Origin of the sequence: Aeromonas sp. 9A, assembly GCF_963900955.1 — a bacterium.
Taxonomy (GTDB): Bacteria; Pseudomonadota; Gammaproteobacteria; order Enterobacterales; family Aeromonadaceae; genus Aeromonas; species Aeromonas salmonicida.
Window position 1 is genome coordinate 1,137,331 of sequence record NZ_CAWRFG010000001.1, and the last position, 22,316, is coordinate 1,159,646.

Below are 22,316 nucleotides of genomic sequence, written 5' to 3' on the forward strand. Positions count from 1 at the left end.
GGAAAAGGCAGCGGTATGCATATTCACATTCTCGGGATCTGCGGCACCTTCATGGGTGGTCTGGCGGTGTTGGCAAAACAGCTTGGCTATCGGGTGACCGGCTCGGATGCCAACGTCTATCCCCCCATGAGTACCCAGCTCGAGCAACAGGGCATAGAGTTGACCGAGGGTTATGATCCCTCCCAGCTCGATCCGGCACCGGATCTGGTGGTGATCGGCAACGCCATGAGCCGTGGCAATCCCTGTGTGGAGTATGTGCTGGATCGCAATCTGCCCTATATCTCCGGTCCTCAGTGGCTGCTGGAGCATGTGCTGCAGGATCGCTGGGTGCTGGCCGTGGCGGGCACCCATGGCAAGACCACCACCGCCAGCATGCTGGCCTGGGTGCTGGAATACGCCAAGCTGGAGCCGGGTTTCCTTATCGGTGGCGTGCCGGGCAACTTCCCGGTCTCGGCCCGCCTGGGCTCTGCGCCCTTCTTCGTCATCGAAGCGGACGAGTATGACTGCGCCTTCTTCGACAAGCGCTCCAAGTTTGTGCACTACCACCCGCGCACTCTGGTAATGAACAATCTGGAGTTCGATCACGCGGACATATTCCCGGATCTCGCCGCCATCCAGCGCCAGTTCCACCACCTGATGCGCACAGTGCCGAGCAATGGCCGGGTGCTGTTCCCTCAGGCCGATGACAACCTCACTGCGGTGCGCAAGATGGGCTGCTGGAGCGAAATCGAGCTGGTGGGTCAGGACGACGCCAAGTGGAAGGCGGTCAAGCTGACCGACGACGGCTCCGCCTTCGAAGTGTGGCTGGATGGCGAAAAACAGGGTGAGGTGCACTGGGAGTGCATCGGCGAGCACAACGTCAACAACGGTCTGATGGCCATCGCTGCTGCCCGTCACGCCGGTGTCATGGTGGAGCACGGCATAGCTGCCCTGTGCCAGTTCAAGTCACCCAAGCGGCGGATGGAGCTCAAGGGCGAGGTGGCGGGCATCAGCGTCTATGACGATTTTGCCCACCACCCCACCGCTATCGAGACCACTCTCGGCGGTCTGCGCGCCAAGGTGGGCAAGGCCCGCATCCTGGCGGTGCTGGAGCCCCGTTCCAACACCATGAAGCTGGGTGTCCACAAAGAGGAGCTGGCAGCCTGCTTTGACGGCGCCGACGAGGTGTTCTTCTTCCAGCCACCCAACATAGGTTGGGATCTCGGGGAGGTGACCGCTCACATGAGCCGTCCGGCCAAGGTGTTCAACGAGCTGGAGACCCTGATCAACCGTCTGGTGGCCGAGTGCCGCGACGGCGATCATATTCTGATCATGAGCAACGGCGGTTTCGGCGGCATTCATGACAAGCTGATCGCCCGTCTCAAGGATTACCACGGCGAACTATGACGTCGTTGCTGATCCCTTGCGGTTGTTTGTTCCCATGCCAGAAGAGCCAAGGACCATCATGCTGAAACAAGTCACCCTGGCGCTGACCGGCGCCTCCGGCGCCCCTTATGCCCTGCGCCTGCTCCAGTGTCTGGTGCAGGCGGACTATCGGGTTTATCTGCTGGCCTCATCGGCGGCCAGAGTCGTGCTCAAGACAGAGCAGCAGCAGGATTGGCCGGGCTCCCCCAGGGAGCTATCCGCCTACCTCTGTCGCCAGTACGGCGCCAAAGAGGGTCAGATAGTGGCCTGCGGCAAGGAGGAGTGGTTCTCGCCGGTGGCCTCCGGCTCGGCAGCCCCGAAACAGATGGTGGTCTGTCCCTGCTCCATGGGTACAGTGTCGGCCATTGCCAACGGTGCCTCCGACAACCTGCTGGAGCGGGCGGCGGATGTGGTGATCAAGGAGCGCGGCCAGCTGATCCTGGTGCCCCGCGAGAGCCCCTTCTCCGCCATCCATCTGGAGAACATGCTCAAACTGGCGCGGCTCGGGGTGACTATCATGCCGGCCGCCCCCGGTTTTTATCATGAGCCCAAAAGCATCGAAGATCTGGTGGACTTCATGGTGGCGCGGATCCTGGATCACCTCGGTATCGAGCATGGCCTGACAGAGCGTTGGGGTTACGCCAAATCTTGAGGCGAGATGTGAACGAATAGCAGACAAACAAAAGCGGCGTCGACCTGAACAGTCCGGCGCCGCTTTTTATTCACGAGGCGGGTTATGCAGCCTGGATGGGGGCCGTCACGTACTTGAACAGAAAATCAGTCACATCTTCCCGTGAGGGGCGTTGTGGCTGATTGATCATCTGCATCATGACGTAACCAAAGCCGGTCAGGGAGCGAGCCAGGTCCTGGGCGGACAGCACACTCTGGATCTCACCGGCATCCATGGCTTGTTGCAAGTGGGGCGCTATGCGTTCCAGCGCCTTGTCCAGCAACTTGGCGTAACGGGGCCAGACCTCTTCCCGCACCGATGAGCTCCACTCCAGCCAGATACTGGCGTGGTCGGGCTGATCGTAAGCGGCGTCAACAAACAGCTTCACGTGACGGTGAATGCTCTCCTTGACCGGGCCCTGGCCGGTATAGGCCTGTTCCAGCATCTGGTGAACGAAACGTTCGATCTCGGCCAACACCTCATCCACCAACTCTTCGCGGGTGTTGAAATAGTTGAACACGGTAGCTACCGAGACTTTGGCCTGTTCTGCAATTTCGGCGTGACCCGCACGGCCAATGCCGCGACGGGAAAACACTTCGATGGCACATTCCATCAATTGATTGCGCCGAGCTTCCGGAGAAAGCCGGGTTCGACGTCTAATTTCTGCGCGTGGTTCCATAGTTTTTTCATCTAATAGTTATTGATTATGGTGTTTATAGTATTGTCACCGATAATGCCCGAGGGCCTGCTAACTCTATCAATTAAAATAAGCCGATAAAAGCATCACGTATGCCTGACGCCTCCCGGCTTGGATGGTAGAATCCTCGGTTTTGACGTTAATGAACGGCCAAATCCCCTTTGGCCATGAGGGAGTAAGTGATGAAACACACTGTCGAGGTGATGATCTCCGAGGCCGATGTTGCCGCCCGGATCGCCAAATTGGGTGAAGAGATCACCGCCCGTTATCAGGGTTCTGACGAAGTGGTCATGATTGGCCTGCTGCGTGGTTCCTGCGTCTTCCTGGCCGACTTGTGCCGCCAGACCCCGCTGCCCATTACCCTGGATTTTATGACTGCCTCCAGCTACGGCTCCGGCATGCGCAGCACCCGTGACGTTCGTATCCTGAAAGACCTGGATGATGACATCAAGGGCAAGGATGTGGTGATCGTCGAGGACATCATTGACACCGGTTACACCCTCAACAAGGTGCGTGAAATCCTGTCACTGCGCGAGCCGAAATCCCTGGCCATCTGCACCCTGCTGGACAAACCGTCCCGCCGCGAGGTGCAGGTGCCGGTGGACTGGATCGGTTTCTCCATTCCGGACGAATTCGTGGTGGGTTGTGGCATTGACTACGCCCAGAAGTACCGCAATCTGCCGTTTATCGGCAAAGTAGTTCCGCAAGAGTAAGCAAGGTCCAGGAAGATCCCGGGCGAGGTGGCCTTGCGCCATCTTCTGTCTGCAGGCGGCCTTGGCCGCCTTTTCTGTATCGAGATGGGATCCGCCATCACAGAGGTTGCAATGAACGCATTGGAAATCAGCGGCCTGAAAAAGACCTATCAGGGGGGCGTCGAAGCCCTGAAAGGCATAGATCTCACCGTCAAGCAGGGGGATTTCTTCGCCCTGCTCGGTCCTAACGGCGCGGGCAAGTCCACCACCATCGGTGTCATCAGTTCACTGGTGAACAAGAGCGCCGGCAAGGTGAAGGTGTTTGGCTACGACATCGACAGCGATCTCGAACAGGCCAAGGCCCAGCTCGGTTTGGTACCGCAGGAGTTCAACTTCAGCCAGTTCGAGAAGGTGAGTCAGATAGTCACCCATCAGGCCGGTTTCTACGGCGTGCCCAGGGCGGAAGCCAAGATCCGCGCCGAGAAGTACCTGCGCCAGCTCGACTTGTGGGACAAACGGGACATGCCGGCCCGCACCCTCTCCGGCGGCATGAAGCGTCGGCTGATGATAGCCCGAGCCCTGATGCATGAGCCCAGACTGCTGATCCTGGATGAACCGACCGCCGGGGTGGATATCGAGATCCGCCGCTCCATGTGGACCTTCCTCAAAGAGCTCAACGAACAGGGCGTCACCATCATTCTCACCACCCACTATCTGGAAGAGGCCGAGATGCTGTGCCGCAACATCGGCATCATCGACAAGGGTCGGCTGATCGAGAACACCAGCATGAAAAACCTGCTGGGCAAGCTGGGCCGGGAGACCTTCATGCTGGATCTGGCACCGGGCTCCGCCGTGCCAAACGTGCCCGAGTTCAATGGCCGCATGCAGGATGAACGCACCCTGGAAGTGGATCTGGAAAAGAGCCAGTCCCTCAACAGCCTGTTCGAGCAGTTGTCTAGCCAGCAAGTGCAGGTGCTGAGTATGCGCAACAAGGCCAACCGACTGGAAGAGTTGTTCGTCAACCTGGTCGAGGAGGGGAGAAAAGCATGAATCTGACCACCTACTACATCGCCTTCAAGAGCATTCTGGCCAAGGAGATAAGCCGCTTCACCCGGATCTGGATCCAGACTCTGGTGCCGCCCGCCATCACAATGAGCCTTTATTTTGTCATCTTCGGCAACCTCATCGGCTCGCGCATCGGTGACATGGGGGGCTTCAGTTACATGGAGTTCATCGTGCCCGGTCTCATCATGATGTCGGTGATCACCAACTCTTACTCCAACGTTGCCTCCTCCTTCTTCAGCGCCAAGTTCCAGCGCAACGTGGAAGAGTTGCTGGTAGCCCCTGTGCCCAACTACATCATCATCGCCGGTTACGTGGGTGGTGGCGTGGCGCGGGGTATCTGTGTCGGTCTCATCGTCACCCTGGTGTCGCTGTTCTTCGTGCCGTTGCAGATCCATCACCTGTTCAGCGTCTGCTTCACCGTGCTGCTCACCTCGATCCTGTTCTCCCTGGGTGGCCTCATCAATGCGATATTTGCCAAGACTTTTGACGACATCAGCATCATCCCCACTTTCGTGCTGACGCCACTCACCTATCTGGGCGGGGTGTTTTACTCCATCAGCCTGCTGCCGCCCTTCTGGCAGGGGGTCTCCCAGGTGAACCCCATCATCTACATGGTGAACGCCTTCCGTTACGGCTTCCTCGGTATCTCCGATGTGCCGCTCGGCACCGCCTACCTCATCATCATCGGCTTCATAGTCGCGCTCTACGGGTTGGCCTGGTGGCTTATTTCCCGGGGTACCGGATTGAGGCACTGAGTTGCAACCATGAAAAAGGCGCCTGTTGGCGCCTTTTTACTGCATGAGGGTTAGCCCCGGAGGAGGGGAGCGTCATATTGCGCCGGTTCGTCGCTGTAGACGCAGACGTTCCACTTGGCAGCCAGGCCATCCTCGGCCAGGCAGTAACGCTCGAAGAAGGATTTGATCTCGGCGCGCTGGCAGTGGGCCTCGAAGCTGGCCATGTCACGCCAGATCTCGTTGAAGACGATGGGGAAGCTCTCCCCTTCGGCAAAGGGGCTGGGGATATGGCGGGTGACAATGTACTGCTGGCAGCCATCTTCGCGCAGCGTGTTTGGCTCGAGCGCTTGCAGCACCTGAAACAGGGCCTGTTCCTGGCCGGGCTTGGGCAGGAACTGGGCGATGCAATAAACCTTCTTGGACATATAGTTCTCCTGATCGGGGTTGCTCAGGCGCTGAGCATCACCACTCGGTTGTCGATGAGACGGGCCTTGCCCAGGTAAGCCGCCATCAGGATCACCAGATGCCGGCTCTTGTCGGTGGCCGACTCCAGGGTAGTGGCATCCACGATGTCGATGGCGTCGGTGCGAAAACCTGCGTTGTCGAGACGCTGGCTGGCCTGGGCCACCAGGGAGGGCAGGTGGTGATCGCCTCCTTCAATCTGCTCGGCAATCCAGTTCATGGTACGCGCCAGCTCGGGTGCCAGCGCACGCTCGGCCGTCGTCAGATAGCCGTTGCGTGACGAGAGCGCCAGCCCGTCTTCAGCCCGCACCGTGGGCACGCCGACGATCTCGATGGGCATGGCCATGTCCGCCACCATCTTGCGAATGAGCGCCAGCTGCTGGTAATCCTTCTGGCCGAAACAGGCCACATCCGGCTGTACCAGGTTGAACAGCTTGGTCACTACGGTACTGACGCCACGAAAATGGCCCGGGCGCAGCGCCCCTTCCAGCAAGCCGGAGAGACCCGGCACTTCGACGAAGGTCTGGCTGGCCAGTCCTTGCGGATACATGATCTCCGGCGTCGGGGTGAACACCAGGTCGACCCCCGCAGCGTTCAGGGCGGCGCAATCCTCTTCCAGCGTACGGGGATAGTTGGCGAGATCTTCGGCCTTGTCGAACTGCATCGGGTTGACGAAGATGCTGACCACCACCTTCTCGGCGTGGCTGTGCGCCTGCTCAACCAGAGTGAGATGGCCCTGATGCAGATTGCCCATGGTGGGCACAAATGCGATGGAACGCCCTTCACGGCGCCAAAGGCTAATCTGTTCACGTAAAACGAGAGGATTGTTAACGACCAACATCAGCAGTGCACCTTCGGATTAATCAAAGAGATATGGGTTAATAAATCAAAGGGATACGGATTAAATCAGCCTGCCATGAATGGCGAAACGGGGGCTTTCGCCCCCGTTGCAGTCCATGAGGCCTGGATCAGTTGAAGCTGTGCTCCGGGCCGGGGAAGGTACCCTCGCTCACCTGTTGCACATAGAGCCGGATGGCTGCATGCATGTCACCGGTTTCGGCCAGGAAGTTCTTGGTGAACTTGGGCACATAACCGGAGGTGATGCCAAAGGCATCGTGCATCACCAGGATCTGGCCGTCGGTGGCCGGGCCTGCACCAATGCCGATCACCGGGATCCGCAGTGCCTTGGTGATGCGCTCGGCCAGGGCGACCGGCACGCACTCGAGCACCAGCAGCTGGATGCCGGCTTCTTGCAGGCAGAGCGCCTGACGGTAGATCTCCTGGGCCTGATACTCGTCACGCCCCTGCACCTTGAAGCCGCCAAACACATGGACGGACTGGGGGGTGAGACCGAGGTGACCACAGACAGGCACGCCGTTGCGGGTCAGGTGGCGAATGCTGTCACACAGCCAGTCGCCCCCCTCCATCTTCACCATGCGGGCACCGGCCGCCATCAGGCGAGCGGCTGTCTGGTAGGTCTGCTCCGGGGTGGCATAGCTCATGAACGGCATGTCTGCGATGATCAGTGCATTGCTGGCACCACGAGTGACACAACGGGTGTGATAGACCATTTCATCCACGCTGACGGCCAGGGTATCCTGACCCCCTTGCAGTACCATGCCCAGGGAATCCCCGATGAGCAGCACGTGGGCGCCCTCATCGTCGAACAGCTTGGCGAAACTGGCATCATAGGCGGTGATGGCGGTGATTTTTTGGTCATCCTGCTTCATCTTCAGCAGGCTGGCGGTGGTGATCTTGCTCATAACGTTTCAGGGCTCCTAAACGTCTGCACCGGGGGCAATGATGGCAAGATCATTGGTCGGGCAGCGGGCAACCAGTTCCGCGAGCGGGGTGCCGCAGGGCAGCACCAGAGCGGGCGCAATCTCGGCCAGGGGCAGCAGCACGAACTCCCGCTCCTTCATGCCGTAATGGGGAACGACGAGGCGCTCGTGCCCTATGATCTGATCGCCATAGAGCAGCAGATCCAGATCCAGAGTTCTCGGGCCCCAACGCTCATCCTTGCGCACACGTCCCTGTTCCAGCTCGATTTTTTGCAATTGATCCAGCAAGGCCAAAGGGCCTAGCCAGGTCGTCAGCCGCACTACGGCATTGACGTAGTCCGGCTGATCCGCAGGGCCCATGGGGCGGCTGCTGTAAAACGAGGACGCCTGTTGCAACCGGGACTCCGGCAGCGCCGCCAGTGCGGCGACGGCGCGGCGAGCCTGACCGAGTGGGTCAGCCAGATTGGAGCCGATGGCAACGAAGACCTCGGTCATGACGCTGGTGGTCACTGCGCCGCTTTCGGTTTGCGACGGCGCGGGCGACGACGGCTGCGACTCTTGCTATCACGTTTCTCGCCGTCACCGCTGCGGGGTTCACCGGCTTGGGCATGCTCGCCACTCGCAGGGCGGCGGGTCGCTTCCCGTTGCAGTTGTGGGCGTACGTCAGGGTTGGACTCCACATAACGTTCCCACCAGCTGGCGAGCTCGCCAAGGCCTCGCTCGACCCGGTTGCGCAGCAACAGGAAGTCGTAGGCGGCGCGGAATTTCGGGTGCTCCATGGCACGCTCGGGATGACGGCCCTGACGGCGGGTCAGGCGCTGCTGCAGTGCCCAGATGTCGCGGACATCCGTGGTGAAGCGGCGTGGTACTGCGATGATACGCACCTGATTGTCCAGCACCTCGTTGATCGCCAGCATGAAGGCGTCGTGCCAGGGCAGGCCGCTTTCGTTTTCCAGCACGCGGGCACGGGCTTCGACACAGCCCCACAGCAGGGTGGCGTAGAGGAAGGCGGGGGTGACCCGTTTGTCTTCCCGCACCCGGGTGTCGGTATCGATCAGCGCCAGCTCGATGAACTGCTCGAACGGCGAGGTGCCGTGCGGGGTGAACAGGGCGGCCACTTGCGGGAACAGCGGCTGGAACAGCCCGTATTCACGCATCAGCTTGTAGGTCGCCAGACCATCACCAGCCAGGAACAGCTTGAGCGTCTCCTCAAACAGACGGGCGGGCGGAATATCCTGCAGCAGCGGGGCCAGCTCCTTGATGGGGGCGGCGCTGCGCGGGCTGATGGTCATGTCCAGCTTGGCTGCAAAACGCATGGCGCGCAGCATCCGCACCGGATCCTCGCGATAGCGGGTCTCGGGGTCGCCGATCAGCTCCAGTTTGCGCTGGGCGAGATCCTCTATGCCACCTTCGAAATCGTGCAGGGTGAAATCCCGGGCACTGTAATAGAGGGCATTGACGGTAAAGTCGCGGCGCTCGGCATCCTCTTCGATGGTGCCGTAGACGTTGTCGCGCAGCAGCATGCCTTCATCAGACTGGGCCGAGACATGCTTGCTGGTATTGACCTGATGGTGGTGACCCCGGAAGGTGGCCACTTCGATCACGTCACGACCAAAGACGATGTGGGCCAGGCGGAAGCGGCGGCCAATCAGGCGGCAGTTGCTGAACAGCGCCTTGATCTGCTCCGGCGTTGCGTTGGTGGCAATGTCGAAATCCTTTGGCGTTCTCCCGAGCAGAATATCCCGGACACCTCCGCCGACCAGGTAGGCATCATAGCCACCCTTGTTCAGGCGATAGAGCACCTTGAGCGCATTCTCGCTGATCTCTTTGCGCGAGATAGGGTGCTGGTCACGGCTTAAAGTACGACGCTGCCCGGTTACGTGGGCTGGGATGGGAGACTCCACCGACTGCTCGCCGTCTTCCTTGCCGAGCACCTTGCGGCAAAAGTTTGCGATCTGGGAAAAAATGGTACACCTCTTCATGACTTCTAAATTGACGGGAGGCCAAAAAATAGCGGCCTATCATAGCTCAGGCCTGACCAAATGAAAAACGATGTGCTTCATTCAACAATTTCAGGCTTGGCTAAATAAAAATTTGTGCTGTCTATGTCAGAGAGCCCAGGCTGATCTTCTCTCTGGATGGGACTTGGTCGAGCCGCCAGTGGGCAATACCCCAGCCGATCACCTCGTCAATCCTGCTTGCCATCAGCTCGGGTGGCGGGCATTGGCCGAGAAACTCGAGTGCCTGCCACAGGGCTGGCCTGACCTCGTCAAGCGCCAGTGCCGGAGCATGGTTCTGCTTCGACAGTTTGTGGCCATCCGCCAGCACCGCCAGCGGCAGGTGTACCCAGGCAGGCACGTTTGCCCCCAGAGTCTGGTAGAGGGCAATCTGGCGCACTGTGGGCTCCAGCAGATCGGCGCCGCGCACTATCTCAGTGATGCCGCAGTCCATGTCATCTATCACCACCGCCAGGTTATAGGCATAGAGGCCGTCCCGGCGGCGGATGATGAAGTCCTCATCGGCAAGACCGGCGGGCACAGAGACGTGTCCCTGCAGCGCATCGTCGAAATGGTAGACGGGATGGCGCTGGCGCAGCCGGGCGGCGCAACCTTCTGCCGCCAGCCCCAGTGCGCGGCAGTGACCGTTGTAAAAGCCGCCGCCTGCCATGATCTCGCGCCGGGTACAGCGGCACCAGTAGAGATCCCCTGCCTGATAGAGCTGCGCTATGACGTCGTCATAGCGGCCGTGGCGCTGGCTCTGGTACATGACCTCCCCATCCCACTCCAGGCCATAGGCCTCCAGTGTCTGCAGGATAAGAGGGGCGGCACCGGCCATCTCCCGTGGCGGATCTATATCTTCGATCCGCACCAGCCAGCGTCCTTGCTGCGCCCTGGCCTGCAAGAAACTGCCGAGCGCCGCTATCAGGGAACCAAAGTGGAGCGGGCCTGACGGGGAGGGAGCAAAGCGGCCTATATAAGGGCGAGTCTGGGGAGACGGGACTGTATTCACGGACATGGCAATTCGGGCAAACGGTTCATTGAGGCTGCATTCTGGGACGCACCAGCGAAAAGCTCAATAAAAAAAGGGAGCATGCAAGCTCCCTTTTTTCAGTTATGCCAGTGGTCGGTATCAACCGGCCATCTGTTTTTCCTTGATTTCAGCGAGTGTCTTGCAGTCGACACAGAGGTCGGCTGTCGGACGGGCTTCCAGACGACGGATGCCGATCTCGATACCGCAGTGTTCGCAGTAACCGAAGTCATCGTCTTCGAGCAGCACCAAGGTCTTTTCGATCTTCTTGATCAGCTTGCGCTCACGGTCGCGGGTACGCAGTTCAAGAGCGAACTCTTCTTCCTGCGCGGCACGATCCACGGGATCCGGAAAGTTGGCTGCCTCATCCTTCATATGGTCAACGGTGCGGTCAACTTCCTGCATCAGTTGATTGCGCCAGGCTCCCAGGATCTTGCGAAAATGTGCCTTTTGTTGGTCATTCATGTACTCCTCACCCGGTTTTTCCTGGTAAGGCGCCACACCCGCAACGGCCAGGGGGCCCAGAGATTTCCTGTTTTCGCCTGTTGGCATGCCCTGTCTCCTAATTCAGCACGCTACCCGTGCCATCCATAAATTGAGGGCGACATCTATAGCAGAAGGGTAACGCGTAGGCAAACAAGCCGTACCAATTATGTTACCCACACCTACATTTATTCGCTGCCCTCGGGTAGCAGGTGACAAGATTCAAACGGGATAAAATCTTGGGCCACCATGCTCTGCACCCCAACATGGGGTCGATAGCATAAAATTTCAACCCCTGCCGTCATTGCTTGCTCAATAAGCAGACTATAGTGCGGATCTATGTGTGCTGCAGGGCGCATTCTCACGATTCCGGAGTGTAAAACCATAAATAACAGCACGGCTCTGTGACCTGCTGCCTTCATGACCATCAATTCACGCAAGTGCTTGGCACCGCGGGCAGTGACCGCATCGGGAAAGTAGCCCATGCCGGGCTGCTCCCGCTCATCGAGCAGGGTTACCGACTTGACCTCTATGTAGCAATCCGGCTTGCCGTCATCTTCCAGCAGCAGGTCGATGCGACTGTTCTCTTCGCCATATTTCACCTCGGTGCGCAGCCTTGCATAACCGGTGAGCGGAGCCAGTGCCCCTTGTTCGATAAGCTCGCGGGCTATCTGGTTGGCGCGCGCCGTGTTGACGCAAATAAAGTGGCCCGCCGGGCTCTCGGCGATCTCCCAGCTGTGGGGCAGCTTGCGCTTGGGGTTGTCGGAGGTGGAGTACCAGACCCGGGTACCAGGGTCTGCGCAGCCGGTCATGGCGCCGGTATTGGCGCAGTGAATTGTGATCACCTCGCCATTGTCGAGCCGCACATCGGTCAGGAAGCGCTTGTAGCGGGAGATAAGCTGCCCGGACTGCAGGGGAGGATCGAAGATCATGGTGCGGTTCTCTCTTTTATAGGCAGGAAGCGAGGGCGATCGACTGTCATGACGCCATCTTCTCTCTGGCGCGCAGGGGCCAGCAGGCGAGCGGTTCATAGCGAACCCCGTCCGGCGTCGTGACCGATTGATAGAGGCAGAAGTGGTCTGCCTGCAACACAAAGTCAGGTGCTGGCAGATCTGCGGGGGCCTCGCCCGCCTTGCGTGACAGGGTCACATGAGGGCGGTAACCCTGTTCCCCATTGCCCAGCCCCAGCTTTTCGCCGTGACGGCGCAAGGCCCTAGCCAGTACATTGAGCTCGTTGGGCCATGCTTTGGGGGCCACCCAGGCGGCCTTGGCGCGGCTGAACCAGCCGGTTTCATCGAGGGTGATGGCAAGGGGTGGACAGTGCTGACGTTCGGCGGCGGCCATCAGGCGGGCAGTGGTGACTTGATCTGCTTCACCCAGAAAGGCCAGCGTCAGGTGGAGGTTTGCTTCAGGCACAGGTTGGCCGGGCCAGGGGCGCTGATCACGCCAGTCGATGAGCTCGGGGGCGAGCTGTTGCAGGGGCAGGGCAAAGAAAAGTTTGGCCATCTTGGTGAGGATGCCTTTTTACGCTCATAACATGGCGCCATTCTATGGCAGCCATCGCTGCCATGTCTCGCCATCCTGTTATCCCGTTTATATCTATGGTTCGAGTGGGATGACGGCCATGATGATCATCTTGCCGTCGCCTGTGCCGGCGACATCTGCTCACGGTGGCCGCGAATGCTATGGCAGAATGGGCGCCGTTTTAAGGTCGCTAACGTAAGGTGTTTGCCGCTTTGTCCCAACTCCCCATTGTTTCGGTGCTGCCAGCGCTGTTTGCCGCCATCGATGCCCATGCCAGCGTGATCCTGCAGGCCCCTCCCGGCGCGGGCAAGTCAACTCTGCTGCCGCTGGAGCTGGTGCGCCAGAACCGGCTGCCCGGTCGCATCATAATGCTGGAGCCCCGTCGGCTGGCGGCGCGCAATATCGCCAGCTTCCTGGCTCGCCAGTTGGGGGAGAAAGTCGGGGAGCGCATCGGCTTGCGGGTCCGGGGCGAGAGTCGTACCAGCGCCCGGACCCGACTCGAGATTGTCACCGAGGGGGTGCTGACCCGGATGTTGCAGCAGGATCCCGAGCTCAGCGGCATCTCCCTGGTCATTTTCGATGAGTTCCACGAGCGCAGCCTGCATGCGGATACCGCGCTGGCGTTTGCCATCGAGAGCCAGCAGGGGCTGCGGGATGATCTCAAGCTGCTCATCATGTCCGCCACCCTGGATGGCATGGCGCTCGAGAGTCTGTTACCCCATGCTCCCGTCATCCGCTCCGAAGGGCGCGGCTTTCCCATCGACTACCACTACCGTCCCGCCAACCGTCAGCAGTGGCTGGATCCTCAGGTGGGCGCAGTGGTGCTGGAAGCGCTGGCCAGCCATACCGGCAGTGCTCTGGTATTCTTGCCAGGCCAGGGGGAGATAGAACGGCTGGCGCAATGGCTGGAGGGGCGCTTGCCGGATGACGTGCGCCTGGCTCCCCTCTATGGTCGCCTTGACATGGCAGCCCAGCAGGCCGCCATCGAGCCGGCCCCTGCGGGGCAGCGTAAGCTGGTGCTCACCACCAATGTGGCTGAGACCTCCCTTACCATCGAAGGCATCAGTTTGGTCATCGACAGCGGATTGGAGCGGCGTGCCAGCTTTGATCTGAAAAGCGGCGTCACCCGGCTGGAGACCCGCCAGATCGCCAGGGCATCTGCCACCCAGCGTACGGGCCGTGCTGGCCGTCTCGGTCCCGGGGTCTGCTACCGACTCTGGAGCGGCGAGGTGCAAGAGCGGCTCGCCGAGCAGAGTCCGCCCGACATTCTGACCCAGGAGCTGACCGGTCTGCTGCTGGATGCCGCCCAGTGGGGGGCAAAAGTAGAAAGCTTGCCACTGCTGGACATGCCTCCCGCCGCCGCCGTGGCCAGCGCCCAGCGGCTGCTGGTCAGCCTAGGCGCCATGACGCCGGAGGGTGAGCAACAACTTACCCCCGCCGGCCGCGCCATGGCGGCCTTCGGCACACACCCCCGGTTGGCGCGCATGCTGCTGCGAGCCCGCGAGCTGGAAACAGAGGGTCTGACAGGGATTGTCGCCGATGCGGCTTTCCTGGTGGCGCTGCTGGAAGAAGATCTACGAGGATCGGAGCGCCTCTCCGTGCTGTTTCATCGCCGACAGGGCGCCCTGCGTCAGGGGGCGGCCCGCTGGTTCGAACGCCTCGGTGTCAGGTCCGACGCTTCTCAACGCCAATCCCGGGGGGAGTGGCTCGGGTTGCTCTGCGCCCTCGCCTGGCCGGATCGGATCGGCAAGTTGCGCAGTGGCAGCCGCTATCAACTCAGTGGTGGGGTGAGCTGCGATCTGGTAGAAGGTCATCCATGCCAAGGACAAGGGGCCCTGATCGCCATCGAGATGGGGCAAAACGATCGTGGCAGCCGCATCTTCATCGCCGAGCCGGTGGAGCTGGACGAGCTGGCGCGCCAGCTGCCTGAGCTGGTAAGCGAGCGCCAGTGGTTCGACTGGGACGAGCGGGAGGAGCGGGTGCGGGCCGAGCGCCAGCAGGTGATCGGCGAGCTGGTGCTGAGCCAGCGGCCGCTGACGGATCTCTCCGATGAACAGAAGGGGCGCTGTTTGCTGCAGGGCATACGTCGCAAGGGGCTGCATGTGTTGCCCTGGGATGAGCAGAGTGAAGGGCTGCTGGCCCGATTGCGTTGCGCCCGCGACTGGCTGCCGGATGATGGCTGGCCTGCCATGGACGACGAAAGCCTGCTGGCGGGCCTCGAGGAGTGGTTGCTGTCTGCGGTGAGTGGCATGACCCGGCTGGAGCAGCTAAAAAGGCTCAATCTCTGCGACGTGCTGCGTCAATCCCTGTCCTGGCCGCTGCCCAAACGGCTGGATGAGGCGTTGCCGAGCCATTTCACGGCACCGACCGGCAGCCGGGTACGCATCCGTTATCAGCCGGGCCAGGCGCCAGTGATCCCGGTGCGTATTCAGGAGATGTTCGGGCAAGGCACTACCCCGTGCGTGGCCGATGGACGGGTGGTGCTGGTGGTGGAGTTGCTCTCCCCGGCCCAGCGGCCGCTGCAGATCACCGCCGATCTCGCCGCCTTCTGGGCAGGCTCCTACGCCTTGGTAAAAAAAGAGATGAAGGGGCGTTATCCTCGTCACTACTGGCCGGATAACCCGCTGGAAGCCATGCCAACCAGAGTCACCAAGAAGAAGATGGGATTGCAGGATTAACCTCTCCCATTAAGGTCAGAGCCATATCAGGGGCCTGACAACAGAGTAAAAACGAGTTCAGGGACGAAAGCCTTGGTTTTCGTCGGGTCGACGGCATGGGTCGACCGGTAATCATGCCCGCGATGGCGATATAACGAATAGCAAAGAGGATTCATGGCAACGCAACGACGCAAGCGCACCCCCAAGAAGGTGGCGCCCAAACGCACCATCTGGCGCAAGCTGTTCTGGCTTGGCTTCAAGCTCTCCCTGGTGGTGGCGGCCTTCATGGTGGTATTTGGCATCTATCTCGATACCAAGGTGCGCGAGCGCTTTGACGGGGAGAAGTGGCAACTGCCGGTGATGGTTTACAGTCGTCCGCTGGAGCTCTATCCCAGCCAGCGCCTCTCCCAGGCCCAGATGCTGCGCGAGCTCAACATGCTGAGCTACAAGCAGGTGCGCCAGCCCCATACTCCGGGCGAGTACGCCGTGAGTGGCAATCGTATCGAGCTCATCCGCCGTCCATTCGCCTTCCATGACGGCGCCGATGGTGCCCGTGGCCTGCGCCTTACCTTCAGTGGCGCTCGCCTGGAGGGGATCCAGTCGCTGGAGAACCAGCGTCAACTCGGTTATGCCCAGATGGACCCGGTACTGCTCGATCGCCTCAATACCGAGGATCGGGAAGATCGTCTGCTGGTGCGCATCGCCGAGGTGCCGGACAGCCTGCTCATCACGCTGCTGACCACTGAGGATCGCGACTTTTACCAGCATGGCGGCGTCTCGCCGGTGGCCATCATGCGTGCCATGGTGGCCAACGTGCTGGCCGGTCGTACCGTGCAAGGGGGCAGTACCCTGACTCAGCAGCTGGCCAAGAACTTCTTCCTGACCCGCGAACGCAGCCTGTGGCGCAAACTGCAGGAAGCTTACATGGCGGTGCTGATTGACTACCGCTACAGCAAGGACGAGATCCTGGAGGCCTATCTCAACGAGGTCTATCTGGGGCAGAACTTCTCCCAGGGGGTGTATGGCTTCGGGCTCGCCTCCTACTTCTACTTCGGCATTCCGGTCAACGAGCTGGACATCGATCAGGTCGCCCTGCTGGTGGGGCTGGTGAAGGGACCCTCCTATTACGATCCCTGGCGCTTCCCGGAGCGGGCCAAAGCCCGTCGTGACCTGGTGCTCAAGCTGCTGATGGATCACGGCAGCCTGCAAGCGGCAGAGTACGAGCTGGCCAGCAAGCAGCCGCTCGGCATCATTACCCGTGGCCAGATGAGCTATGGCCGCACCCCGGCCTTCATGGGCCTGCTCAAGCGCGAGATCCAGAGCCGTTTCGGGCCTGATCTGCTCAAGCAGTCCGGCCTCAAGATCTTCACCAGCCTGGATCCCATCGCCCAGCATGCCGCCGAGCAGGCGGTCGCATCGGGACTGGCGCTCATCGAGAAGCAGCGTGGCAAGAAGAAGCTGGAGGCGGCCATGGTGGTCTCCGACTGGCACAAGGGTGAAGTGGTTGCACTGGTGGGTGGCCGGGATCCGCGCTACGCCGGTTTCAACCGGGCGGTGGATGCCCGCCGACAGATTGGCTCTCTGGTCAAGCCTGCCGTCTATCTGACCGGCCTCTCCAACGGCCTGACGTTGGCGAGTCCGCTCAAGGACCAACCGATCCGCATCCGTGGCAAGGATGGCCAGCTCTGGACACCGCAGAACTATGATCGCAAGTTCCGCCAGAGCGTGCCCTTGATGGATGCGCTGGCCAGCTCCCTCAACGTGCCGACCGTCAATCTGGGTCTGCAAGTGGGGCTGGAGAAGGTGGTGGACACATTGCACAAGCTGGGGGTAGAGCAGGAGATCCAGCCCTATCCGTCGCTGGTGTTGGGTGCTGTGGCGCTCTCCCCCATGGAGGTGAACCAGATGTATCTGCCCATCGCCAACCAGGGGATGACCCAGCCCTTGTCGGCCATCCGCGCCGTGGTCAACAGCGATGGCAGTACTCTCTATCAGCATGATCAGACCGCCAAGCGGGTCACGGACGAGCAGGCCAGCTGGCTCACCCTGTTTGCCATGACCAAGACGGTGAGCCAGGGCACGGCCCGCTCACTCAACGCCAAGTTCCCCGGTGCCACCATGGCGGGCAAGACAGGCACCACCAACGAGCTGCGTGACTCCTGGTTTGCAGGGCTGGACAACAACGAGCTGGTCAGTGTCTGGGTGGGGCGTGACGACAACACACCGGCGGGGCTGACAGGTTCCAACGGCGCCCTGCAACTGTTTAGCGGTTACATGGGTCAGCGTGGCGTCAACAGCCTTGCCATCAAGATGCCGCAAGGGGTGAGCTGGGCCAACTTCTCCCGCGCCAGCGGGGCCAGAGTGGCCAGTGATTGCCCGGGCAGCCTGCAGGTGCCTGCCAAGCTGGCCGGGCTGGCCGAGCCCATGAGCTGCAGCAGCCCGTCGCCCCGCAGCGCACTGGATGATTGGTTCGGTGGTTTCTTCAACTGATAGATGAAACGGGCAGCGCAGGCTGCCCGTGTGACTGGAGTCCTCATGTCTTTTCCATTGTTTGACGCCATCCACCATGTGGCCATCATCGCCAGCGACTACGACCGCTCGCGTCACTTCTATCACCAGGTGTTGGGACTGCCCATCATTGCTGAAACCCTGCGTAAGGCGCGCCAATCCTGGAAGCTGGACTTGGGGCTACCCGATGGCAGTCAGCTGGAGCTGTTCAGCTTTCCGGCCCCCCCTGAGCGTCCCTCACGCCCGGAGGCCTGCGGCCTGCGCCATCTGGCGTTCAGGGTGAGCGACCTGGACAGGGTCGTGCGGCATTTGCAGCATCATCAGATAGAGGTGGAGCCGGTGCGGGTGGATGAATTGACCGGCAAGCGCTTTACCTTTTTCGCCGACCCGGACGGTCTGCCGCTGGAGCTGTACGAGGTGAGCTAGCGTTTCTGTGATGCCGTCGCTACCAGTAAAAAAGCCGCCCGGTCTGTGACCGGGCGGCTTTCTTCATTGTGGGGTCAAGTTCATCAAGCCGTGGTCAGCAGCGCCACTGCGACAGCCATGACCACTATGCCGACCCAGCCGATGGGCTTGAGGCGCTCGCCAAACAGCAGCAAGCCACCAAGCGCCGTACCGAGAATGCCGATGGCACCCCAGGTGGCATAAGCGACAGCAAGGTCAATCTTGCCGGTACCCACGGCTTCGGAGAGCAGGGTGAAGGCGCAGAGCACCAGCAGAATACCGAAGAAACCCCAACCCTTGTGACGAAAGCCCACCGAGCGATTGATCGCCATGTTGGCGCCAATATCCAGCAGGGCGGCGCCGAGTATGATGACTATCGGGCTCATACCGCACCTTCAATCTTGACGGGGGCAATGGGTCTGCGGCGACGGGGTGCCGGATCATCATGGGTCTCACCCATTGTCACCATAACAATACCCACTATTGCCAATGCCAGACCGATCAACTCCTGAGTGTTGAGGTCATAGCCCAGAAACAGGATGGAGATGATGGTGATCAAGCCGATCCCCAGTCCTTCCCACAGGGCAAACGCAATACCAATGGAGATTGTTTTGGCGGCTTTGGCCAACAACATGTAAGAGACGGTGATCAGGATCCACATCGGCAGATAGTTGATCCAGCCGGCATCATTGGCGGGGATCATGGCCATGCTTGAGGTGCCCGCGACCTCGGTGAAAATGGCTGCCGTCAAAAATATTCGGGCTAACAGCATTCGACTGAGTAACATAAAATTTCCTTCTGTGGCTAAGACGGATGAGAGGATAACCCTAGTGATACTTGAGTCAGGAATCGCTGAGCGTCGATTATTCAGACGCTAATGGTTTGCCTTGCCAAACGGAGGCGAGGTAATGTGAACATCGGATATTCTGCCATCAGCCCGTTGTCATGAAGCTTTATCAGATACAACTCTTTGTCGAATCAGCTAACAGTGGCTCCATTGCCAACACGGCTCGTCGTCTTGGCAAAAGTCGCAGTGCGGTCAGCACGGCGATTGCGGCGCTGGAGGTAGAGCTTGGCGTCGAACTTTTTGAACGGGGGGCCAACCAGAGTCGATTGACCGAGATCGGTGAGCTGGTGCTGGATGATTGCAAGCGGCTGTTGCAGGCTGCCAACAGCCTCAAGCTCAAGTGCGAGCACTATGCCTCCGGTGCCGAGGTGGCGCTGCGGGTGGCGCGGGATGATGCCATTCCCGAGCTGGTGTGGCGCGACATGCTGGGGGCGCTGCGCCGCCAGTTTCCCGGCACCAGTATCTCACTGGTGCTGGCTTCTCCCCCTGAACTGCCAGCGCTGGTGGAAGAGGGGTTTGTCGATGCCGCCTTCGGTCTCATCACGGAGGAGCAGGAGCGCAGTGGCCTCAATATCGATGTGCTCAATCCTATCCGCACCCTGATGGTGGTAGCGCCGAGCCACCCGCTGGCCAGTCTGAAGCGGGTATTGCAGCAGGATTTGACCGGCCATACTCAGGTCACCCTCTCCTACGTGGACGAATTTTCGGTCAAGAGCCTGCTCCCCATAGGGGGTCAACATATAGGTCTGTCGAGCTTCGAACTGATGCGGGATGCTGTGCTGGATGGACTGGGGTGGGCCGTGCTGCCTTCTCCCTTGATCCAGAGCCAGCTGCGGCAGGGGGAATTATTGACCCTGAAGCACAAATTCAGTCTGCAATGGCGTGACTACGGCGTCTATCTGTCGGAAAACGCCTATCATGGCAAGGTACTGGCGTGGTTGAAGAAGGCGATTCAGGCCTACCTTGAACCTTTTGAATAAGCTGGCAAGCGTCATGCCTTCTGGCCTTGGCGAGGGGGAGAACGCAGCGGGTTCTTGTGATCCAACACGGCCTGATGGTACATACTGTCAATACACTCATGCAGCGCCTGGAGGCGTGAACGATATGAGCAGTGCCCAAGACAAGGACGAAATCTGGCTGGATGACGACATCATAGAGCTGGATGATGATGAGGCCGTGGTGGTCAAGGCGATCAACCCCTGGAAAGTGCTGATCGTGGACGATGAACCTGACATTCATCATGCTACCCGATTGGCGCTTTCCAACATTCAATACAAGTCCCGCCCCCTCGAACTGCTCAATGCCTACAGTGGCGCCGAAGCGGCCCAAATGCTGCTGGCCAATCCACGTATCGCCCTCATCTTGCTGGATGTGGTGATGGAGACCGAAGATGCCGGTCTACGACTGGTACACCAGATCCGCAACGAGATGCACAACAGCCTAGTGCGCATAGTGCTGCGCACCGGCCAGCCCGGTCAGGCCCCTGAGCAGCGGGTGATCCTCGATTACGACATCAACGACTACAAGACCAAGACTGAGCTGACAGTGCAGAAGCTTTTCACCACTGTCATAGCGTCTTTACGCTCCTACGAGACCCTCTGCGCCATCGACAAGAGTCGCCAGGGGCTTGGCAAGATCCTGGAAGGTGCGGGGGATCTCTATCATCTGCACTCCCTGCGGGAATTTGCCTCCGGCGTACTGAAACAGATCAGCGCCATTCTGGATGTCGGCACTGAAGGGGCCATCTGCGTCGAGCGCAGGCCCGATTCTCAGGAACTGGAAGTGCTGGCGGCCACAGGTGACTATGAATCTCTGCTCAATGGTGTATCCCTTGCTGCATTTCCTGCTTTGAACGACTCTGTGATGAGTGCGCTGGCCAACCGTCGAAACCGCTTTGAGCACCCGCAAGATGCCCTCTATATCGCGGCCCAGAATGGTCGCGAGTTCGTGCTCAATTTCACGCCGACCCAACCTCTCGATCCTCTGGAGTGCGATCTGCTGGATATATTTTGCCAGCGGATTTCAGCTGCTTACGACAACCTCTATCTCTACAACCAGCTGCTGCGTGCCCAGGAGGCAACAGTGGTGGCGCTCGCTGCGCTGGCGGAGTTTCGTGATTCTGATACCGGTGAACATGTGCTGCGAGTACAGAAACTCTCCGATGCCATAGTGGCCGAGATGCAGCAGGCGGGTGCTTACCCCAATGAACTGACTCCCGGCTTTGTCGACATGATCGGCATGGCCAGCATATTGCACGATGTCGGCAAGGTCGGTACACCGGACCACATTCTGCACAAGCCTGGCCGGTTCGAGCCGGATGAGCGGGTCATCATGGAGCAGCATGCAGACATAGGGGCCAGCATATTGCACAAGGCGGGCGAGATGGTGGAAGGCACCAGCTACCTGTCGCTGGGGGCCGAGATTGCCCGTGGTCATCACGAGCACTTCGATGGCAAGGGCTACCCGGAGCAGCTGGCCGGCCAGCAGATCCCGCTGTCGGCCCGTATCGTGGCCGTGGTCGATGTGTTTGATGCTCTGCTCAGCAAGCGGCCCTACAAGGAGCCCTGGTCGCTGGCGCAGACCATGGAATATATCCAGTCCCGCTCCGGCAGTCAGTTCGATCCTCATGTGGTCCAGGCGCTCAATCGGCTGGTGACGGAGTCGCGATTGCCATACGAGTTGTGAGCGTGACAGGGCTGGCGAAAAAGCAGAAGGGGCCATCAGGCCCCTTCTGCTTTGGTCTCTGTAGCGATTTTTATAGGTTGCAGCTAGCGCAGGGCATGGCGCGATCTCGGTTGGCGCTTTCGAAACGGCAACAGTATGAGGCCGAGCAGCAGGTCTCCCAGCAAGGCCGCGATGAACCCCACCGACATGCCACAGATGATGGCGGACTGTTTGAGCGGCACCAGATAGCTGTAGTTTTGCAGGGTATCTTGCCAAAGTTGGGGATCGGCGCGCAGCAGCAGGTGTGTCAGCTGCTGATACCAGGGATGATCCTTGAAAGCACTCTCCTGCAACAGCATCTGCTGCTGGCTCACCAGGTGTTGCAGACTGACGGCATCCCGGGCGAATACGGGGTCCGGGTTGGTGCGATAGTGGTTGACCAGGGCGGTCAGATCGCCGTTGAAGTGCTGATCCGCCGTGCCCTGAAATGGCACCAGGCTGAGGTTGGCCTGTTGCAGGCGCGCATCCAGCCGCTGGTAATAGAGGTCGATCAGACCCGGTACCTGAACGCCGGCCAATAAACCCAGGGCAAACAGCATAATGCGAAGGTAGCTGCGCATATTCCTCATCATCTCGTTAAAAAAGAGCTCTCATACT

23 protein-coding genes are annotated in these 22,316 nt (G+C 60.1%); 10 read left to right on the forward strand and 13 right to left on the reverse strand.

Annotated features, from left to right (window positions below):
• The first annotated feature begins 15 nt into the window (after nt 1-15).
• Together mpl and AACX78_RS05615 are read left to right on the forward strand one after the other, a co-directional pair.
• Nucleotides 16-1,386, forward strand: a complete 1,371-nt coding sequence (gene mpl / locus AACX78_RS05610; protein WP_159165622.1) for a UDP-N-acetylmuramate:L-alanyl-gamma-D-glutamyl-meso-diaminopimelate ligase — start codon at nt 16-18, stop codon at nt 1,384-1,386.
• A gap of 58 nt (nt 1,387-1,444) precedes the next feature.
• The gene (locus tag AACX78_RS05615) at nt 1,445-2,056 is read left to right on the forward strand and encodes a flavin prenyltransferase UbiX (protein WP_021139410.1); all 612 of its coding nucleotides are present in this window, start codon (nt 1,445-1,447) and stop codon (nt 2,054-2,056) included.
• 82 nt (nt 2,057-2,138) lie between these two features.
• Here the strand turns inward: AACX78_RS05615 and AACX78_RS05620 are convergent, their stop codons facing one another.
• Entirely contained in the window at nt 2,139-2,753 is a 615-nt protein-coding gene (locus AACX78_RS05620; RefSeq protein ID WP_011898368.1) for a TetR/AcrR family transcriptional regulator, read from the reverse strand.
• A gap of 200 nt (nt 2,754-2,953) precedes the next feature.
• Here AACX78_RS05620 and hpt point away from each other — a divergent pair, with 200 nt between their 5' ends.
• The 3 genes from hpt to AACX78_RS05635 all read left to right on the forward strand — a co-directional run bounded on the left by hpt (nt 2,954) and on the right by AACX78_RS05635 (nt 5,283).
• A complete protein-coding gene (gene hpt / locus AACX78_RS05625; RefSeq protein WP_005313207.1) occupies nt 2,954-3,484 on the forward strand; it encodes a hypoxanthine phosphoribosyltransferase in 531 nt (176 codons plus the stop codon).
• A 111-nt stretch (nt 3,485-3,595) separates the two neighbouring features.
• Nucleotides 3,596-4,513, forward strand: a complete 918-nt coding sequence (locus tag AACX78_RS05630; RefSeq protein WP_005313204.1) for an ABC transporter ATP-binding protein — start codon at nt 3,596-3,598, stop codon at nt 4,511-4,513.
• Complete coding sequence (locus tag AACX78_RS05635; RefSeq protein ID WP_005313201.1) at nt 4,510-5,283, forward strand: ABC transporter permease; 774 nt, start codon at nt 4,510-4,512, stop codon at nt 5,281-5,283. Before AACX78_RS05630 ends, AACX78_RS05635 begins: the two co-directional genes overlap by 4 nt.
• Nucleotides 5,284-5,333: 50 nt before the next feature.
• On the opposite strand, the gene AACX78_RS05640 is transcribed toward AACX78_RS05635, so the two are convergent.
• From AACX78_RS05640 to thpR, 9 genes are all read right to left on the reverse strand, one after another.
• Nucleotides 5,334-5,687, reverse strand: a complete 354-nt coding sequence (locus tag AACX78_RS05640; RefSeq protein ID WP_021139408.1) for a putative quinol monooxygenase — start codon at nt 5,685-5,687, stop codon at nt 5,334-5,336.
• A 23-nt stretch (nt 5,688-5,710) separates the two neighbouring features.
• On the reverse strand, nt 5,711-6,565 hold the full coding sequence (gene panC / locus AACX78_RS05645) for a pantoate--beta-alanine ligase (protein ID WP_159165623.1): 855 nt from the start codon (nt 6,563-6,565) through the stop codon (nt 5,711-5,713).
• 127 nt (nt 6,566-6,692) lie between these two features.
• Nucleotides 6,693-7,487 (reverse strand): 3-methyl-2-oxobutanoate hydroxymethyltransferase, encoded by a 795-nt coding sequence (gene panB, locus AACX78_RS05650; RefSeq protein ID WP_058395902.1) that lies wholly within the window; start codon nt 7,485-7,487, stop codon nt 6,693-6,695.
• A 15-nt stretch (nt 7,488-7,502) separates the two neighbouring features.
• Nucleotides 7,503-8,000, reverse strand: coding sequence for a 2-amino-4-hydroxy-6-hydroxymethyldihydropteridine diphosphokinase (gene folK, locus AACX78_RS05655; RefSeq protein ID WP_159167457.1), 498 nt, complete (start codon nt 7,998-8,000; stop codon nt 7,503-7,505).
• A gap of 11 nt (nt 8,001-8,011) precedes the next feature.
• On the reverse strand, nt 8,012-9,487 hold the full coding sequence (pcnB, locus tag AACX78_RS05660; RefSeq protein ID WP_159165624.1) for a polynucleotide adenylyltransferase PcnB: 1,476 nt from the start codon (nt 9,485-9,487) through the stop codon (nt 8,012-8,014).
• 121 nt (nt 9,488-9,608) lie between these two features.
• Nucleotides 9,609-10,520, reverse strand: a complete 912-nt coding sequence (gene gluQRS, locus AACX78_RS05665; protein WP_201302791.1) for a tRNA glutamyl-Q(34) synthetase GluQRS — start codon at nt 10,518-10,520, stop codon at nt 9,609-9,611.
• A 114-nt stretch (nt 10,521-10,634) separates the two neighbouring features.
• Nucleotides 10,635-11,084: an RNA polymerase-binding protein DksA gene (gene dksA, locus AACX78_RS05670; RefSeq protein WP_005313182.1), complete on the reverse strand. Its 450-nt coding sequence runs from the start codon at nt 11,082-11,084 to the stop codon at nt 10,635-10,637.
• 119 nt (nt 11,085-11,203) lie between these two features.
• Complete coding sequence (sfsA, locus tag AACX78_RS05675; protein ID WP_111587954.1) at nt 11,204-11,947, reverse strand: DNA/RNA nuclease SfsA; 744 nt, start codon at nt 11,945-11,947, stop codon at nt 11,204-11,206.
• A 46-nt stretch (nt 11,948-11,993) separates the two neighbouring features.
• Nucleotides 11,994-12,521 (reverse strand): RNA 2',3'-cyclic phosphodiesterase, encoded by a 528-nt coding sequence (gene thpR, locus AACX78_RS05680; protein WP_201302792.1) that lies wholly within the window; start codon nt 12,519-12,521, stop codon nt 11,994-11,996.
• 230 nt (nt 12,522-12,751) lie between these two features.
• Between thpR and hrpB the strand changes: the two genes are divergently transcribed.
• From hrpB to gloA2, 3 genes are all read left to right on the forward strand, one after another.
• A complete protein-coding gene (gene hrpB / locus AACX78_RS05685) occupies nt 12,752-15,217 on the forward strand; it encodes an ATP-dependent helicase HrpB (RefSeq protein ID WP_159165625.1) in 2,466 nt (821 codons plus the stop codon).
• Between the two features lie 153 nt (nt 15,218-15,370).
• Nucleotides 15,371-17,686 (forward strand): penicillin-binding protein 1B, encoded by a 2,316-nt coding sequence (gene mrcB / locus AACX78_RS05690; protein WP_159165626.1) that lies wholly within the window; start codon nt 15,371-15,373, stop codon nt 17,684-17,686.
• Between the two features lie 45 nt (nt 17,687-17,731).
• Complete coding sequence (gloA2, locus tag AACX78_RS05695) at nt 17,732-18,130, forward strand: SMU1112c/YaeR family gloxylase I-like metalloprotein (RefSeq protein WP_159165627.1); 399 nt, start codon at nt 17,732-17,734, stop codon at nt 18,128-18,130.
• A gap of 83 nt (nt 18,131-18,213) precedes the next feature.
• Here gloA2 and AACX78_RS05700 read toward each other — a convergent pair whose 3' ends face one another.
• Entirely contained in the window at nt 18,214-18,534 is a 321-nt protein-coding gene (locus tag AACX78_RS05700; RefSeq protein ID WP_058395897.1) for an SMR family transporter, read from the reverse strand.
• On the reverse strand, nt 18,531-18,935 hold the full coding sequence (locus tag AACX78_RS05705; RefSeq protein WP_063639046.1) for an SMR family transporter: 405 nt from the start codon (nt 18,933-18,935) through the stop codon (nt 18,531-18,533). Before AACX78_RS05705 ends, AACX78_RS05700 begins: the two co-directional genes overlap by 4 nt.
• 158 nt (nt 18,936-19,093) lie before the next feature.
• Here AACX78_RS05705 and AACX78_RS05710 point away from each other — a divergent pair, with 158 nt between their 5' ends.
• Nucleotides 19,094-19,975, forward strand: coding sequence for a LysR family transcriptional regulator (locus AACX78_RS05710; RefSeq protein WP_005313161.1), 882 nt, complete (start codon nt 19,094-19,096; stop codon nt 19,973-19,975).
• A gap of 124 nt (nt 19,976-20,099) precedes the next feature.
• The gene (locus AACX78_RS05715) at nt 20,100-21,680 is read left to right on the forward strand and encodes a DUF3369 domain-containing protein (RefSeq protein ID WP_159165628.1); all 1,581 of its coding nucleotides are present in this window, start codon (nt 20,100-20,102) and stop codon (nt 21,678-21,680) included.
• An 83-nt stretch (nt 21,681-21,763) separates the two neighbouring features.
• Here AACX78_RS05715 and AACX78_RS05720 read toward each other — a convergent pair whose 3' ends face one another.
• Nucleotides 21,764-22,291 (reverse strand): DUF2937 family protein, encoded by a 528-nt coding sequence (locus AACX78_RS05720; protein ID WP_017411649.1) that lies wholly within the window; start codon nt 22,289-22,291, stop codon nt 21,764-21,766.
• Between the last annotated feature and the right edge of the window lie 25 nt (nt 22,292-22,316).

Bases quoted from the DNA above. Each gene is read 5' to 3' on its own strand.
- dksA (WP_005313182.1), bottom strand. From the start codon at position 11,084: ATGCCAACAGGCGAAAACAGGAAATCTCTGGGCCCCCTGGCCGTTGCG.
- AACX78_RS05615 (WP_021139410.1), top strand. From the start codon at position 1,445: ATGCTGAAACAAGTCACCCTGGCGCTGACCGGCGCCTCCGGCGCCCCT.
- mrcB (WP_159165626.1), top strand. From the start codon at position 15,371: ATGGCAACGCAACGACGCAAGCGCACCCCCAAGAAGGTGGCGCCCAAA.
- gloA2 (WP_159165627.1), top strand. From the start codon at position 17,732: ATGTCTTTTCCATTGTTTGACGCCATCCACCATGTGGCCATCATCGCC.
- AACX78_RS05715 (WP_159165628.1), top strand. From the start codon at position 20,100: ATGAGCAGTGCCCAAGACAAGGACGAAATCTGGCTGGATGACGACATC.
- panC (WP_159165623.1), bottom strand. From the start codon at position 6,565: ATGTTGGTCGTTAACAATCCTCTCGTTTTACGTGAACAGATTAGCCTT.
- AACX78_RS05720 (WP_017411649.1), bottom strand. From the start codon at position 22,291: ATGATGAGGAATATGCGCAGCTACCTTCGCATTATGCTGTTTGCCCTG.
- AACX78_RS05700 (WP_058395897.1), bottom strand. From the start codon at position 18,534: ATGAGCCCGATAGTCATCATACTCGGCGCCGCCCTGCTGGATATTGGC.
- thpR (WP_201302792.1), bottom strand. From the start codon at position 12,521: ATGGCCAAACTTTTCTTTGCCCTGCCCCTGCAACAGCTCGCCCCCGAG.
- pcnB (WP_159165624.1), bottom strand. From the start codon at position 9,487: ATGAAGAGGTGTACCATTTTTTCCCAGATCGCAAACTTTTGCCGCAAG.
- AACX78_RS05640 (WP_021139408.1), bottom strand. From the start codon at position 5,687: ATGTCCAAGAAGGTTTATTGCATCGCCCAGTTCCTGCCCAAGCCCGGC.
- AACX78_RS05620 (WP_011898368.1), bottom strand. From the start codon at position 2,753: ATGGAACCACGCGCAGAAATTAGACGTCGAACCCGGCTTTCTCCGGAA.
- gluQRS (WP_201302791.1), bottom strand. From the start codon at position 10,520: ATGTCCGTGAATACAGTCCCGTCTCCCCAGACTCGCCCTTATATAGGC.
- hpt (WP_005313207.1), top strand. From the start codon at position 2,954: ATGAAACACACTGTCGAGGTGATGATCTCCGAGGCCGATGTTGCCGCC.
- AACX78_RS05705 (WP_063639046.1), bottom strand. From the start codon at position 18,935: ATGTTACTCAGTCGAATGCTGTTAGCCCGAATATTTTTGACGGCAGCC.
- panB (WP_058395902.1), bottom strand. From the start codon at position 7,487: ATGAGCAAGATCACCACCGCCAGCCTGCTGAAGATGAAGCAGGATGAC.
- sfsA (WP_111587954.1), bottom strand. From the start codon at position 11,947: ATGATCTTCGATCCTCCCCTGCAGTCCGGGCAGCTTATCTCCCGCTAC.
- AACX78_RS05635 (WP_005313201.1), top strand. From the start codon at position 4,510: ATGAATCTGACCACCTACTACATCGCCTTCAAGAGCATTCTGGCCAAG.
- folK (WP_159167457.1), bottom strand. From the start codon at position 8,000: ATGACCGAGGTCTTCGTTGCCATCGGCTCCAATCTGGCTGACCCACTC.
- mpl (WP_159165622.1), top strand. From the start codon at position 16: ATGCATATTCACATTCTCGGGATCTGCGGCACCTTCATGGGTGGTCTG.
- AACX78_RS05630 (WP_005313204.1), top strand. From the start codon at position 3,596: ATGAACGCATTGGAAATCAGCGGCCTGAAAAAGACCTATCAGGGGGGC.
- AACX78_RS05710 (WP_005313161.1), top strand. From the start codon at position 19,094: ATGAAGCTTTATCAGATACAACTCTTTGTCGAATCAGCTAACAGTGGC.